Source organism: Methanocorpusculum sp., assembly GCF_030655665.1.
Classification (GTDB): Archaea; Halobacteriota; Methanomicrobia; order Methanomicrobiales; family Methanocorpusculaceae; genus Methanocorpusculum.
This window is the reverse complement of the sequence record NZ_JAUSPQ010000006.1, coordinates 227,446-241,352: the sequence shown is the minus strand read 5'-3', so window position 1 is coordinate 241,352 and position 13,907 is coordinate 227,446. Positions and strand designations below refer to the sequence as shown.

Genomic DNA, 13,907 nt, shown 5'->3' with positions numbered 1-13,907 from the left:
AACTGTCTTCTCATACTGGGCGAACGGGAATAATGGGATTTATTGAACGCGATATAATCATTCTCTGTTAATGTATACTGCAGTTGCATCACCATTCGGTGGGTTTCGGAAATACAAGAAACTTCGCTAAAAAATTAGTTTTTGACCGGAGTGATCTTTCTACAGCAGCCCGAACATTCGCCAGGTATTTCAAGCGGGAATCTGCCGCTGGAACATCCCATACAAAGATCCTCGGCAGGGATTCCGATCGAAGCAACGAGATCCTCGGTCGATACATACTGAAGAGTCGTGGCATGGATCTTTTCACGGATCGATTCCACATTAAGACCTGCGGCGATCAGTTCCTCACGGGTAGCAAGATCGATCCCGAAATAACACGGAGCGACGATCGGCGGGGAACCTATCCTCAGGTGGACCTCATCAGCGCCGAAATCCTTGACCATGTCAACGATCCTGAGGGATGTGGTTCCCCGAACGATACTGTCGTCCACCAGGATAACCGATTTTCCGGCCACGTGGCGGCGGACCGGATTCATCTTCATCCGTACGGCATTTTCCCGGAGACTTTGAGCCGGCATAATGAAGGTCCTGCCGACATATCTGTTCTTTAACAGACCTTCGATATACGGGATCCCGGATTCCGAGGCATATCCCGTAGCAAAGGCAATGCCCGAGTCAGGGACCGGGGAAACAAGATCAGCCTTCGGAGGATTTTTTGCAAGACATGCCCCGATCTTTCTTCGGGCATCATATACAAGCACGCCGTCAAGGACCGAATCGGGTCTCGCAATATACACGTATTCAAACACGCAATATGCTTTATGGTCAGATTCGAGGACCTGACGGCGGGAAATCCCGTCATCTGTTATTGTGAGAAGTTCGCCGGGGCGAACATCCCCTTCAAAGGTCCCTGAAAGAATATCCAGAGCCTCGCTTTCGGAAACCACGACAAAACCAAAATCGGTCTTCCCAAAACACAACGGTTTTGTGCCGAGGGGATCACGGAATGCATACAAAACACCATCCAGAACGGCGACTCCCGCATACGCCCCGGAAAGCCGTTTCATCGTATTTACGAACGCATCTTCTGCTGAAACACCGGATATCAGCTCGTGAGCGATCATCGCTGCTATCAGCTCAGCATTGGTTGTCGTCGAAAAAATGTGTCCCTTACCCTCATACTCGCTCCGAAGTGTCTCGCGGTTGATCAAAGCAACAGAAACGGTAATGGAAAGTTTGTGGTTTTTGAACGTAAAGTTGAACGGCTGAATATTTTCCGTTCGTCCCCGATGTGCTTTCTGGGTGTATAAGACCTGACCCACACCCACGTTACCGACCAAACGGTCCAGTACCTTTTCACAAAACACTTCGGAAAGTTGTCCGGGACCTTTATGCATATGAAATACAAGCCCGTCAAAAGTAGATATGCCCGCAGCTTCCTGCCCTCTGTGCTGCAGGGCATGCAGAGCATAATAAAGGGGGTAAGCGACACCTCGAGAGTCGACGATGCCTGCAATACCACTCATATTACAACCTTTTTAATTATTCTGCTGCTTTTTTCGTCCAGTTGTACCCACGGATCTTTGAACTTTTGCCAAAGCCGCATGATGAACATACTCCGTGCCGTGCGTGCATAGACTGTTTACCGCAGCGGCGACAGATGATATGGGAATGCTTATTTTTCAAACCCATTGATGGAGTGCCTTTTGTCATTGTTAATTCACCTCGATGTTTATTCTACAGATGGAGAGATGTAGATGACGTTGTCTCCGCGCACGATCAAAGTGCCGAGTTCAGCAATCCCGTTCTCTCCTTCTTCCTCTGCCTTGTCAAGAACCAGGTTCATGTGAACATCGTATCCCTGAAGAACTCCACGGATCTCCCGTCCACCTTTCAGTGAAATGATAACCGGCTGGCGGTTCAGAACCTGATCTAAAATTTCTAGTGGTCGCTTTGTCATTGGATTACCTCTCGTTTCTCTCAGGGAGAGAGTCCGAAACGAAAACCGCAGGCAGAATATGCCGGGCAAACACAAAAGCCGCGGCTTTCATGCAGGTTTCGGACGTCACATAAGCCTAAGACTCATGGACGAGTGCTTAATGTATACGCCACTGTGACACATAAAGATAGCGGGGAGTTGAGCCCAAAATCTGAAGTTTGAAAACAGGGCAGGCAGGCGAAATCTCCTATGCTTACACATGATATTCGCAAATGACCGGTCACGGAGTCTATATAATTTCACGCGCCAAATAATACAATAACAAATGGTAGAACTTATCATCAAAAAACGCCACGCCATCAAAAAAAGTCAGCTTGCGGCTTTGATGACAAAGCTTACAGAGAATATCGGAGAAGAAGCTGCTCTGTACAATGCTCCGATGATCGAAATCGCAGAGACAGCATCAAAATTCAACATCTACATCATCGACAAAAAGCCGCTCGTTATGGAAAAGGATGACTGGGCATTCCCCACACTCCGCGGGGCGATCTCCCGTCCGTTTACCGGCAGACGTATCGTAGTCGATATGGGGGCAATTCCCTACATGATCAACGGCGCAGATATCATGCGACCGGGAATCGTTTCGGTCACGGACGATGTTAAGGCTGGTCAGCCGGCACTCGCAGTCGATGAGAGCCATAACAAACCCCTCGCCGTGGTCCTTCCACTGTATGATGCAAAGGATATCATCGCGCTCGAGAAGGGGAAGGCGGCGAAAAATCTGCATTACATCGGCGATGAGCTCTGGAATATGGAGATCTAGAGGGCTCACACAGATAGAATTAAATAAGCAACAACTAAACTATTTTTCATATGGGATTTCTTGACGGAGTATTTGGCTCAAAGGATAAATCAACAGAAGAAGATACTTACATGAAGCTTGATCTGCAGGCATACGAAGGCGCGGTCGGAGAGAACGAACCCGCAACGATGTATGTCAAAGTCGCAAGCGTCTGTGATATCAAAGACTGTCCGAAGATAAAAGACGAGATCTACAACGGAAATATTGTCATCATCGACATCACCAAACTGAAACTCGATAAAATCATGTTCGATCGTGTAATGGGCGATCTTCGTGCCGTTTCCCGTGATGTGAACGGTGACATCATCGGACTTGGCGACCAACGTTACGTTATCGTTGTGCCGACCGGTGTCCGTATCTCCCGCGAGAAACTCGGCGGGTACTAACACCCAATGCGTCAGGTAATCCCCGCCCCCTGCCCTGAATGCGGAGAGGATATCGAATACATATATGATACGGAAAATATCCCGTATTTTTCCGACATTCTCCTGATCTGCGGCGTTTGCAACTGTGGGTTTCGCATCGTCGATACCATGGTGTTAAACGACCACGAACCAAGCCGCTGGGAGATGAAAGTAGAGACACAGAACGATCTTGATGCACGGGTCATACGCAGTATGCAGGGTGAGATCGATATCCCCGAGTTCGGCATAAATATCCATCCGGGGCCAGCCTGCTTTGGATTCGTATCAAACATCGAAGGGATCCTTGAACGGGCAGAGGATGCAGTAAAACGCGCCTCGATATCCTGTGAAGGAGACGAGATCGCCCAGGCAAAAAAACTCCTGGAAGAGATCGATAAAGCAAGAAGATCAGAAATACCATTTACCGTCATCATCACTGACCCGAGCGGAAACTCGGGTATCGTCTCCTCAAAAGCTAAGAAGACCAAACTCGAAATTGAGCCAGAAGCTGACGGATACTCCGTCAAAACACTCGTGTAACATAGAATGGATAATCCACGATACATCCCGACCGCTGAGGAAATAACCCGCCTCAACGCTTTTTTAAAGATACGCAGCGTCCCTGAACTTGAAAAACAGACGATCAAATATATCGAGAAGGTGACCGGCAAGTCCTGGAAAGATGAGACTGTTCTCGAAAAGATCCGAAACGCCATCATCACCCAGAAGGAATCATACTGGAAAGAGGGAGTGCAGAAGAGTATCTCCTACAAAGGAGGATACAGCGTTCTCGGCTACATGGCATACCAGATGCCGGGCTATGTTCTCGAGTTCTCTGAATTTTTTGCCGCAATGATCACCTCGGGCCTGATCAGAAAACATGTGAAGATCCTGGACATCGGGGCCGGACCCGGAACCGTTTCGATCGGTGTTGCCCGTGTCCTTTCCTGTCTGGAGGGGATGACCGCCGAGATCACGTCCCTTGAATATTACGAGACCCATATCGAAGCGTATCAGGTGATCGTTCCTGAGTTTCTCAAAAATGCCGGGGGAAAAGTCACCGCGGAAAAACCGCTCGCACAAGATATCACGAAAGACATCCCCGAAGGGGAGTTCGACTTGATCGTCTGTTCAAATGTTATCAACGAACTGAGCGGTCTTGACCCGGAGAAAAAAGCAGAACTTGTCATGGCACTGTCGAAGCATCTTGTCTTTGACGGAAATCTGGTCCTCCTTGAACCAGCCGACCTTACCAATTCAACGATGCTCCGCGATCTCTCACGCGATGTGAAGAAACAAGGCCTTACCTTATACGCCCCCTGTAATGATCTCCGGGGCATGTATTGTACGGTTTCACCCTGCTGGTCGTTCCGTTCCTATGCCGACATCAAACCAACAGACCTTATGTTCGCACTTGGCGGTGCTGAAGAGAAGTTCAGGTTCGTGAACACGGATGTGAAGTTTTCCTATGCGATCCTCAGAACCGACGGGCACAGAAAATGCGGATACAAGATCCCGGCGGATGCAAAGAGAGCAAGACTCTCCCAACTCAAAAAACATCTGGAGAGAAGGATCCATATCACGGTTTCGGTAATGTCGGCAGACATCGGCGATGCGAAAAATTATCTGTTCCTCGTCTGTGACGGGACGGGCACAACGCCGACCTACCTGGCACTGCCGGCATTCCACAGAATACCCGAGCATGAAGCTTTGCTCACCGCATCCTACGGATCTGTGGTGGCCGTCGATTCGGTAATGGTACGGTTCAATAAACAGCAGAATGCCTACAATCTGCTGATGGGACGTGAAAGTTTCACCAGAATGATCGCCGGTGTTTCAACAGGAAATAAAGCTCCTGACAAGATCGCCTTACTGAAGGAAAAATACGGCAAAAAACCCTCCCCGAATTATCGGGGAAAGAAGACGGGTAAACCTTCGAGTAAGAGATAGATTTTTCTTTCACTTTTTTTGCGGATTTTTCTCTGAGAATACTGCACCCTCGGCAAATTCAAGTGTGATGGTTGCATACTATTCAAGGTATGAAAGAAATCGCAATTGTCGGGATCATTATCCTCGCGGTCATCTTTGCAAGCGGATGTACGAGCCCGGGGGCATCACCCGATCCTTTTACCGGCACCTGGAATGTGGTAAATCCGGAACAATTCAACGCTACGAGTTTCACGTATGTTTTCAATGCAGACGGGACCGGGAATGTGACCGAGGTGTTTGAAGATCCTGCAAAGGGTATCAGTATGTTCAATATAACATGGCAAGCAGTCGGCAATTCGACCTATGAGGCGGCATTTGCATATCAGCTCCTTCTTTCAGACGATGAGAAGACCTTTGCCATTTCCGGAGACGGAAGCGGAGACAGATTCTCCGGAGACGGATTTGTCGGCATATGGACAAAGGACATTCCATGGGAAAATGACGGCGTGATCTACGAGGGAGAGTTTGCATTTTATGAGAATAATTCAGGAGCGTTCTCCTGGTATTATCAGAATAATACCACGCTGGAATCCACCTATCCGCTTATCTGGTCAAAGAAGGACGGGATCTACAGCTATTCATATCTGAATGATATCTCAACATTCACCCTCGGAACTGATGGAATACTTACCGAGACCTGGAAGGATGTAACACACACCTATACCAGAGTATAGGGGACCATCTCTTTTTTTGAATTACTCATCAATTACTAATTTTGGTAAATTTAGTAATTGTGAATTTGACTGCAGGATCATTGTATTACGATATCAATAACCGATTTCAGGTCTTGTTAAAATAAGACTTACGCGGTGTGCTCTCAATCAAAAAGTTGAGGTACATGAAAGATGTACTTTGATTTTCGTGTACGGGATGTTTTTTGATACATGAGAAAAACCAACCGCGAATCGGCGCGAATCCCGCCCTTCGGGCTCCCAGAATCGGATTTGCTTATCCTCACTCTCGCTCGTCGTGTCTAGACGACACGACGGCTCGTCCCTCATCGGGAACGTTCGGGCAAATCCTATCGGCGCCCCAGCGCCTCTCGTGAAAGAAATATTCAGATAAACGTTATTTGGAGGAGGAGGGGAGGAAGAAATTGTTATTGGGAGCCGCTGGGGCGGCGACAGGATTTGCCCGAACGTTCCCGATGAGGGGCGAGCAAGACAGCGAAGCTGAATTGCGAGAGTGAGGATAAGCAAATCCGATTCTGGGAGCAAGCCAAAGGCTTGCGGGATTCGCGCCGATTCGCGGTTGGTTTTTTTCTCATGTTTCCACACTCAACTAGACCCTTTCCAAATTGGATCGAGACTAACACTGAGTAAGTTCTATTGAGATTCTTTGTAACCAATTTCAATTCAAATATGACCCTAAAAATATATCATACTATGTCGGATAATTAATATTATTGACAGACTATAACATAACCCCTGAATTGGATATCAACAACACTTATCATCCCTCAACAGATTGTAAAATTTGCGATGATATATTCGAGGCAATAAGGCAGCTGCACCCAGTTCATCACATGCTCTATCTGAAAAACTGCCAAAAAATAGATTATAGAATACCAAGCCCTAGTGCTGAGATATTAAGATACGACAACGGGAAAAGAGTCGGGCTTCCTTATTCCTTTGAAGCAGGTTATTATAAAAATATAATGGGCGAATCATCCTCAAATGTTGAATTTTTACGACAACACATTCGAACACATTTTCCAGGATTATATAGAGGAGAGTATAAATTTCGTGAAACAACTCTTCCAAGTTGTCAGCGGGATATTTCCAGAACAACTGGGATTCCATTTTCGACTCAGCAGTTAATCGATCTCCTGAAAATTGAGGAGTTTACTCAGATTGCCAAAACTTTTCCAAATACGATTCTTGCACAGATGGGAAAAATTAACATAAATTGGGAAGCTCTCGCTCAACATTATGGACTTCGAACCAATCTCATTGATGTTTCAAGTGAACCATTCATCGCAGCATTTTTTGCAACACACCGATATGACTATGATACTGATCAATGCAAAATGGTAACCAAGGGAATAGGATGCATCAAAAAAGCACATCCAATCTCATTCTATCTTTACCCAGTTGATAATGGTGGTGGTGATTCGAGAATAAACTCAATAATCGGGGTACAGCACTTTAAGCGCCCAACCCTTCAGAGAGCTTTCTGCTGGAATGAGTTTTTCAATTATCAAAATAACACTCAGATGAATATTGATGAATCCAAACAAAACACCATAGCAGCCACATTTCAGGAGATGATTACATCACAACCAAGATCCTGGAAACTTAACTGGAGATGTATTAAATTTCAGCAATCTGCCAAAATGACGCGAAAGATTCATGATTTATTCTATAATGGTGATGATTGTAGTCTGTTTCCGGATGAATTAATCTCAAAAGCAGCCAAAGATGTTGAAAGGAGCAAATCTGTAACAATCAACTCAATATACTCAGTTGCGAAACAAATTAATAAATCTCCTGATGAAATTATCAATGAGGTAAAATCTGCAGGTTATTCAATCGTATTTTATCCTGCATTTACATTGTCTGATAAAGATATTCATAATCTTTGTTATGATATTCAAAAATATGGATTATATCCCAATACAGATCTATTTGAGAGAAAGATCTACTTTGGGGATGAAGATGGGAAACTGTTCGAACCAGATGATTCTTATTCAACGTTTAATGCAGGGACAAAGGATACTATGTTGGCGCTTATTAGGCTTGGTAATGAGGTATTTAGAATTGCTTAATCGGTAAATATACTTTTGGATGGGCAACAGGTACGCCCTATAAAAAGATAAAAATTAGGTGATTTCTACGCCCTTGAGCGTGACTTTGTGATCTTCGATCACACGGCCGACGACTTTTGCCCCTTCGACCATGGAAAGAACGGTCTCCACGCTCTCTTTTGGCACGATGAACGCAAAGCCCATACCCATATTGAAGGTACGGTAGAGTTCGTTCATCTCAAGAGCGCCCTTCTCGGTGATCCATGCTAAGATCTCCGGAACCGGAAGTGGGTCTTCGACCGCAAAACCGTAATTGGAGATCCGAAGGAAGTTCAGCAGACCGCCGCCGGTCACGTGACACATGCCGTGTACGACTGCTTTGCTGCAGACATCAAGGACCTCAGAGTAGATCCTTGTTGGAACAAGCAATGCTTCGCCGACGGTTCTGCCGGACGGAAGAACGGTTGCATAGCCTCCGTTTTCTTCAGCGACCTGGCGTGCAAGCGTGTACCCGTTTGAGTGAACGCCGGTGCTTGCGACACCAATAATGATATCGCCGGGTGCAACTTTTTCGCCCGTGACGACCTTATCCTTGTCCTGAACACCGAGACAGGTGCCTGCAAGGTCAAGTCCATTGATCATTCCCTTCAGCGTAGCAGTCTCGCCGCCGACAATATTGATGTTGGAAAGACGTGCTCCTTCGTTGAGACCGACACCGATCTGGATCATCTGCTCGGTTTTGATACCCTCGGTCGCGATGTAATCGACGAACGCGATCGGTTCGATGTTCATGACATACATGTCGTTCACATTCATCGCCATACAGTCGATACCGACCGTTGTCCAATCCTGAAGATCGTCAGCGATCCGCATCTTGGTTCCGACACCGTCAGTACACAAGGAAAGGACCTTGCTGCCGAAATCGATCATCCCGGCAAAGTGACCGACATCGCCGACCATTCCATGCTCACCACTGCGTTTGTAGCTCAGTTGATGGATCAGGGCTTTTACCCCGTCGGCCTCAAGGTTGATATCGACCCCGGCCTCTTTATACGAATACTTCTTTGTCATGCTTCCTCCTTTTCGAGATCATACTCCTCGTGGATCGCTCTTACTGCACGGATCCCGTCCGTTTCCTTTACCACAAACGAAACGTTCACTTCCGAACCCTGGGAGATCATCATCACATTGATCTTTGCGACACCGAGTCCATGGAAGATCCGGTAGAGAGTTCCGGGGGTCCCCGCCATTCCCGCACCAACGACCGAAACGACGTTCACATCCTTGGCAAACGTGTACTCACGGATCAGTCCTTTGTTTTTGATCTGGATAAGAGCCTTATTTGCAGCATTTACCTGTTCTTCGGTGATGATCAGCGAGATGTTCATCTCAGATGAACCCTGACTGATGAGCATCACGTTCACGCCTGCTGCCGCAAGAGAGGTGAATATTTCGCCTGCCACTCCGGGTCTGCCGGCCGCAAATCCGCTGATACTTATCATGCAGCTGTTTTTGATGAGTGAAACGGCTTTGACGATGCGTTTGTCGGCATGGCTTTCTCTGATAACAACGGTTCCGGGGTGTGTCGGGTTAAAGGTGTTCTTGACATAGACCGGGATGTTTTTCTCCATTGCCGGGAGAAGAGCACGCGGATGGATGACTTTTGCACCAAAGTAGGACATCTCCATCATTTCCAGGAACGACAGTGAATCGATGACGCGTGCCTCGGGAATGAGCCGGGGATCCGTGGTCATAACACCGTCCACATCGGTCCAGATAATGATCTCTTCAGCATCGATACCTGCTCCGATGATCGCTCCGGAGTAGTCCGATCCGCTGCGGCCGAGAGTGGTAACTGCGCCCTCACCGGAACAACCGGTGAATCCCTGAATGACCGGGACCTGAGCTCTAAGCTTTGATCCGATACGCTCCATGATCCTTGGGTAGCTTTCCGGAAGCGCAGTAGCTCCGCCGTGAACACCGTCTGTAAGAATTCCTGCATCACAGCCGCTTATCTGAAATGACGGGATACCTGCCTGACGAAGCGCCGCAGAAACGATCGGTGCAGAGAGTTTTTCACCAAAGGAGATGATGTAATCCCGGGAACGCGGCGTGAGTTCTCTAAGATGGTTGACAGCGATGAGGATATTTCTGAGCCGCTCAAGTCTTACGTTGATGTGAGCGGTGACTTCATCGATATAATCCGGAGCCACAACACGAAGTGCCGTAATATGCCGGTTTCTGAGGTCATTGATGAACGTATCCAGATTATTCTTGTCAGTACAGCTGATGATCCCTTCAGCCTCCGTGATTATCTGGTCGGTGACTTTCGTCATTGCTGAAACTACGACAGCGATTTCATTACCTTCCTCACGGGATTTTTTGATGAGATCAACGACTTTCGCGATACACTCTGCATCACCAACCGATGTTCCACCGAATTTCATTACGAGCCGCATATTATTGATAGCACCTTTGAATAGTTGTGTAGATTATGGGTCGTAGCAAGAGATATACTCTGCGGGATTGGGAACAAAGGATATCAATTATTCGGACCAACACTCTTTCATGAAGAAAATATTGATCGCCGGAATGATCCTTTTGCTGCTGATCCTTTCAGCCGGATGCGTGGCACAGCCGGATGAAAATTCACCATATACCGATAAAGATGGAAATATCCTCACAGGAGATGAGACCGAGGGGTCTATCCTTTTCATCGACGGATCAAAAACGGTCTGGTTTACCGATTCCGAAGGAAACATCCGGTATACCGCCACTGAACCCGACGGGACCGTGATAAAATATTATACGACACCGGAAGGAGAGACGATTCTCGAGGTATAACTTTCCTTTTCCCTTGCTTTTATCCCCTCCCTCTTCCTATAAATATACTAAAGGATTCGAAATGGGCATCGAAAACAAAACAGACTGTCATGTACTGGTCATAGGTTCAGGCGGCGCAGGAATACGTGCCGCCGTTGAAGCGGAAACGTTTGGCGAGACCATCATCGTCTCAAAAACGATCACCGGCAAAGGCGGGTGTACCGTCATGGCAGAAGGCGGATTCAATGCAGTGTTGAACGAAGAAGATTCGATACAGACCCATTTCGAAGATACGATGAGAGGCGGGGCATTTTTGAACGATGAGTCGCTTGTAGAGACTCTCGCCGCAGAAGCTCCGAACAGAATACGTGATCTGTTTTCCTGGGGTGCCGTCTTCGATCTGGCAAAAGATAATACGATAGCTCAGCGGCCTTTTGGCGGACAGCGGTGTGCCAGGACCTGTTATGCCGGTGACCACACGGGTCACGAACTGGTGATGACCCTGCTTGAAAAACTCAGGGGTTCATCGGTCCAGATCGAAAATGAAGTGACGGTCCTTGACCTGCTTTATGACGGCGAGCGGGTGAACGGCGCGATAACCTGTGATCGTGAAGGAGAGCTCGGGGTCATCACGGCCGATGCAGTGATCCTCGCGACTGGAGGAGCAGGCCAGGTCTATGACACGACGACCAACTCGACCGCAGGGACCGGGGACGGATACGCACTTGGGTACAAAGCCGGAGCGCAGCTCATCGATATGGAACAAGTCCAGTTCCACCCGACCGGCGCCGTGACCCCTTACGATTCCCGCGGACGGCTGATCACCGAAGCAGTCAGAGGAGAGGGGGGCATCCTGAAAAACGCACTTGGCGAACGGTTCATGACGAAATATGATCCGGCACGCATGGAACTTTCTACACGCGACGTCGTTGCGAGAGGAATCGCCACCGAAGTTCTTGAGGGACGGGGCACTCCTCACGGAGGTGTCTGGCTGGATGTGAGTCATCTCCCGCGTGAACATATCGAGACACGCCTTCCCATCATGCTGAATCAGTTCCTGCAGTTCGGCGTGGATATCAGAAACGAACCAATGGAGGTCGCACCGACAGCCCACCACTTCATGGGAGGGATAATGATCACACCTGACGCAAAAACAACAGTGCCCCATCTCTATGCAGCAGGAGAAGTGACCGGGGGAGTTCACGGAGGAAACCGCCTTGGAGGAAACGCTCTCGCCGACACCCAGGTGTTTGGAAGAAGGGCAGGGATCGCGGCAGGCAAAACCGAACGGACTGCCAAAAATGTCGACAAGAATCAAATAAAGGCAGCAGAAGAAAAACTTGCGTCATATTATAACGGCTCGACAAAAACCGCTGACGTCCGACGGTCCATGAAAACAACGATGTGGAACAATGTCGGGATCTACCGAAACGAGCTGGACCTCAGGGTCGCTGAACGGGATATCCGAAAACTGCAGAACACTCCGCTGAAAATCGACAGCCCGCGTGAACTTCCCGATGCAGTTATCACAGAAAATATGCTGCTTGTCGCACAGCTCGTTATCGAAGGAGCGCTCCTCAGAAGAGAATCCAGAGGAGCCCACACCCGGACCGATGTGAAACAGACCTGGACGAACGAGACCTCGCCGTTTGGGCACACATTCTTTGTCAAAGGCAAATCAGGCATTGAGATCCTGGAGGAAAAACTATGAAAGTAACCATCTCCCGTTTCGATCCGGACACCGGAGAACCTCCCAAATTTGTTGAGTATGAGGTCAGTGTCAAAAAAGCTGCACGCGTACTCAATGTTCTGGATGCCGTCAGAGATACGATCGATCCAGGCTTTGCCTACCGACACTGCTGTCGGGGCGGGCAGTGCGGTTCATGTGCGGTTCGCGTGAACGGCGAACCGGTCCTTGCCTGCATGCAGGAAGCCCGCGAAGGCGATATCATCGAACCCCTCGAGCTGCCGAGGATCAGAGACCTGGTCGTCGACATTGCCCCGATCATGGCACAGATCGCCTGGATGAACAACGGATGCGACTGTTCTCCTGTTACACAGGAGGAGATCGAGGAGATAAAACCTCTCCGGGAATGCATCGAATGCTACTCCTGTATCTCCTCCTGTCCCGCGATCTCCGCCTCGGATTACAAAGGTCCGACGATCATGCGCCAGGAGCAGAGACTTAATCTCGATCCGCGGGACAAAGGGGACCGGATCCTTGAAGCGATCGACAAGGGACTCTTTTCCTGCACGACCTGTCATAAATGTGTCGAGGTCTGTCCAAAAGAGATCGAAACGCCAAGGAAAGCTATTGAAAAACTCCGGGCCGAAGCGGCAAAGAGAGGGCTCTCCCTCCCGGCACACAAAGCCCTTGCTTCTCTGATTGAAAAAACCGGCCGCTCGGTCGAGCGAAAGGAGCCGACATTCCTCGAACGGGTACCGGATGTCATCGAACCTGAAGGCGAGATCCGGGCCACAGTCGGATTTTTCGTCGGATGCATGTTCAACGGACGAGTCATCCAGCCTGCATTGGACACCATGGACCTTCTCCGCAAAAACGGAGTCAGAGTGATCATTCCAAAAGATCAGGTCTGCTGCAGCTCGCCGCTGATCAGAACAGGACTCTCGGGATTCGTTCCCGAACTGCAGAAACGAAACATCGATGCGTTTGTCAACGCAGGCGTTGACACCGTCCTCACCATCTGCGCAGGATGCGGATCGACGCTGAAAAACGATTATGAAACCCCGTTCAGGGTCGTCGACATCACCGAGTTCCTCTGCGAGATCGGATTTGTTGCTCCTGCAAAGGTTGAAGGGACCTACACCTATCACGATCCGTGCCACTTGCTCAGGGGACAGGGTATCTCAGAACAACCCAGGATCCTTTTGAACTCGGTCGCCGAAAAGTTCGTGGAGATGCCTGCGAGATGCTGCGGAGCAGGCGGCGGCGTGAAATCCGGTCAGCCTGAAGAAGCGGCAAAGATCGGAGCAGTTCGCGCAGAGATGGTAAAAAAGACCGGTGCCGATTACATCGTGACGGTCTGTCCGTTCTGCGAATTCCATCTTAATCAGGTGACCGGACTGCCGGTAAAAAATATCGCGACCCTGATGATGGAAGGGTATCGCAAACAAGAAAAATAA

General features: G+C 48.7%; 14 protein-coding genes. 9 read left to right on the top strand and 5 right to left on the bottom strand.

Annotated features, from left to right (window positions below; translation table 11 throughout):
- Nucleotides 1–134 precede the first annotated feature (134 nt).
- Genes purF through Q7J08_RS04575 form a run of 3 tightly spaced genes read right to left on the bottom strand, consistent with a single transcriptional unit; the run spans nt 135 to nt 1,960 of the window.
- Entirely contained in the window at nt 135–1,526 is a 1,392-nt protein-coding gene (gene purF, locus Q7J08_RS04585; protein ID WP_304910516.1) for an amidophosphoribosyltransferase, read from the bottom strand.
- 16 nt (nt 1,527–1,542) lie between these two features.
- Nucleotides 1,543–1,713: a 50S ribosomal protein L37e gene (locus tag Q7J08_RS04580; RefSeq protein ID WP_304910515.1), complete on the bottom strand. Its 171-nt coding sequence runs from the start codon at nt 1,711–1,713 to the stop codon at nt 1,543–1,545.
- Between the two features lie 19 nt (nt 1,714–1,732).
- On the bottom strand, nt 1,733–1,960 hold the full coding sequence (locus tag Q7J08_RS04575) for an LSM domain-containing protein (protein ID WP_304910514.1): 228 nt from the start codon (nt 1,958–1,960) through the stop codon (nt 1,733–1,735).
- Between the two features lie 304 nt (nt 1,961–2,264).
- On the opposite strand from Q7J08_RS04575, the gene Q7J08_RS04570 reads away from it, so the two are divergent.
- From Q7J08_RS04570 to Q7J08_RS04545, 6 genes are all read left to right on the top strand, one after another.
- Nucleotides 2,265–2,762: an RNA-binding protein gene (locus Q7J08_RS04570; protein WP_304910513.1), complete on the top strand. Its 498-nt coding sequence runs from the start codon at nt 2,265–2,267 to the stop codon at nt 2,760–2,762.
- Nucleotides 2,763–2,812: 50 nt separating this feature from the next.
- On the top strand, nt 2,813–3,187 hold the full coding sequence (gene sepF / locus Q7J08_RS04565; RefSeq protein ID WP_304910512.1) for a cell division protein SepF: 375 nt from the start codon (nt 2,813–2,815) through the stop codon (nt 3,185–3,187).
- A 6-nt stretch (nt 3,188–3,193) separates the two neighbouring features.
- Nucleotides 3,194–3,745 (top strand): ZPR1 zinc finger domain-containing protein, encoded by a 552-nt coding sequence (locus tag Q7J08_RS04560; RefSeq protein WP_304910511.1) that lies wholly within the window; start codon nt 3,194–3,196, stop codon nt 3,743–3,745.
- Nucleotides 3,746–3,751: 6 nt separating this feature from the next.
- Nucleotides 3,752–5,155 carry a class I SAM-dependent methyltransferase gene (locus tag Q7J08_RS04555; protein WP_304910510.1) on the top strand — a complete coding sequence of 468 codons (1,404 nt, stop codon included), beginning with the start codon at nt 3,752–3,754 and terminating at the stop codon, nt 5,153–5,155.
- An 89-nt stretch (nt 5,156–5,244) separates the two neighbouring features.
- The gene (locus Q7J08_RS04550; protein ID WP_304910509.1) at nt 5,245–5,868 is read left to right on the top strand and encodes a hypothetical protein; all 624 of its coding nucleotides are present in this window, start codon (nt 5,245–5,247) and stop codon (nt 5,866–5,868) included.
- A gap of 731 nt (nt 5,869–6,599) precedes the next feature.
- Nucleotides 6,600–7,961 carry an FRG domain-containing protein gene (locus Q7J08_RS04545; protein ID WP_304910508.1) on the top strand — a complete coding sequence of 454 codons (1,362 nt, stop codon included), beginning with the start codon at nt 6,600–6,602 and terminating at the stop codon, nt 7,959–7,961.
- 54 nt (nt 7,962–8,015) lie between these two features.
- Here Q7J08_RS04545 and purM read toward each other — a convergent pair whose 3' ends face one another.
- On the bottom strand, nt 8,016–9,011 hold the full coding sequence (gene purM / locus Q7J08_RS04540) for a phosphoribosylformylglycinamidine cyclo-ligase (protein WP_304910507.1): 996 nt from the start codon (nt 9,009–9,011) through the stop codon (nt 8,016–8,018).
- Nucleotides 9,008–10,399 carry an aspartate kinase gene (locus tag Q7J08_RS04535; RefSeq protein ID WP_304910506.1) on the bottom strand — a complete coding sequence of 464 codons (1,392 nt, stop codon included), beginning with the start codon at nt 10,397–10,399 and terminating at the stop codon, nt 9,008–9,010. Before Q7J08_RS04535 ends, purM begins: the two co-directional genes overlap by 4 nt.
- A 109-nt stretch (nt 10,400–10,508) precedes the next feature.
- Between Q7J08_RS04535 and Q7J08_RS04530 the strand changes: the two genes are divergently transcribed.
- From Q7J08_RS04530 to tfrB, 3 genes are all read left to right on the top strand, one after another.
- Entirely contained in the window at nt 10,509–10,784 is a 276-nt protein-coding gene (locus Q7J08_RS04530) for a hypothetical protein (RefSeq protein ID WP_304910505.1), read from the top strand.
- Between the two features lie 61 nt (nt 10,785–10,845).
- Nucleotides 10,846–12,474 (top strand): fumarate reductase (CoM/CoB) subunit TfrA, encoded by a 1,629-nt coding sequence (gene tfrA, locus Q7J08_RS04525; RefSeq protein WP_304910504.1) that lies wholly within the window; start codon nt 10,846–10,848, stop codon nt 12,472–12,474.
- Entirely contained in the window at nt 12,471–13,907 is a 1,437-nt protein-coding gene (gene tfrB, locus Q7J08_RS04520; protein WP_304910503.1) for a fumarate reductase (CoM/CoB) subunit TfrB, read from the top strand. The genes tfrA and tfrB overlap by 4 nt, the downstream gene beginning before the upstream one ends.

What these genes read in the sequence shown, in the direction of transcription:
- purF (WP_304910516.1), bottom strand. Translation starts at nt 1,526, where the DNA reads ATGAGTGGTATTGCAGGCATCGTCGACTCTCGAGGTGTCGCTTACCCC.
- Q7J08_RS04580 (WP_304910515.1), bottom strand. Translation starts at nt 1,713, where the DNA reads ATGACAAAAGGCACTCCATCAATGGGTTTGAAAAATAAGCATTCCCAT.
- Q7J08_RS04575 (WP_304910514.1), bottom strand. Translation starts at nt 1,960, where the DNA reads ATGACAAAGCGACCACTAGAAATTTTAGATCAGGTTCTGAACCGCCAG.
- Q7J08_RS04570 (WP_304910513.1), top strand. Translation starts at nt 2,265, where the DNA reads ATGGTAGAACTTATCATCAAAAAACGCCACGCCATCAAAAAAAGTCAG.
- sepF (WP_304910512.1), top strand. Translation starts at nt 2,813, where the DNA reads ATGGGATTTCTTGACGGAGTATTTGGCTCAAAGGATAAATCAACAGAA.
- Q7J08_RS04560 (WP_304910511.1), top strand. Translation starts at nt 3,194, where the DNA reads ATGCGTCAGGTAATCCCCGCCCCCTGCCCTGAATGCGGAGAGGATATC.
- Q7J08_RS04555 (WP_304910510.1), top strand. Translation starts at nt 3,752, where the DNA reads ATGGATAATCCACGATACATCCCGACCGCTGAGGAAATAACCCGCCTC.
- Q7J08_RS04550 (WP_304910509.1), top strand. Translation starts at nt 5,245, where the DNA reads ATGAAAGAAATCGCAATTGTCGGGATCATTATCCTCGCGGTCATCTTT.
- purM (WP_304910507.1), bottom strand. Translation starts at nt 9,011, where the DNA reads ATGACAAAGAAGTATTCGTATAAAGAGGCCGGGGTCGATATCAACCTT.
- Q7J08_RS04535 (WP_304910506.1), bottom strand. Translation starts at nt 10,399, where the DNA reads ATGCGGCTCGTAATGAAATTCGGTGGAACATCGGTTGGTGATGCAGAG.
- Q7J08_RS04530 (WP_304910505.1), top strand. Translation starts at nt 10,509, where the DNA reads ATGAAGAAAATATTGATCGCCGGAATGATCCTTTTGCTGCTGATCCTT.
- tfrA (WP_304910504.1), top strand. Translation starts at nt 10,846, where the DNA reads ATGGGCATCGAAAACAAAACAGACTGTCATGTACTGGTCATAGGTTCA.
- tfrB (WP_304910503.1), top strand. Translation starts at nt 12,471, where the DNA reads ATGAAAGTAACCATCTCCCGTTTCGATCCGGACACCGGAGAACCTCCC.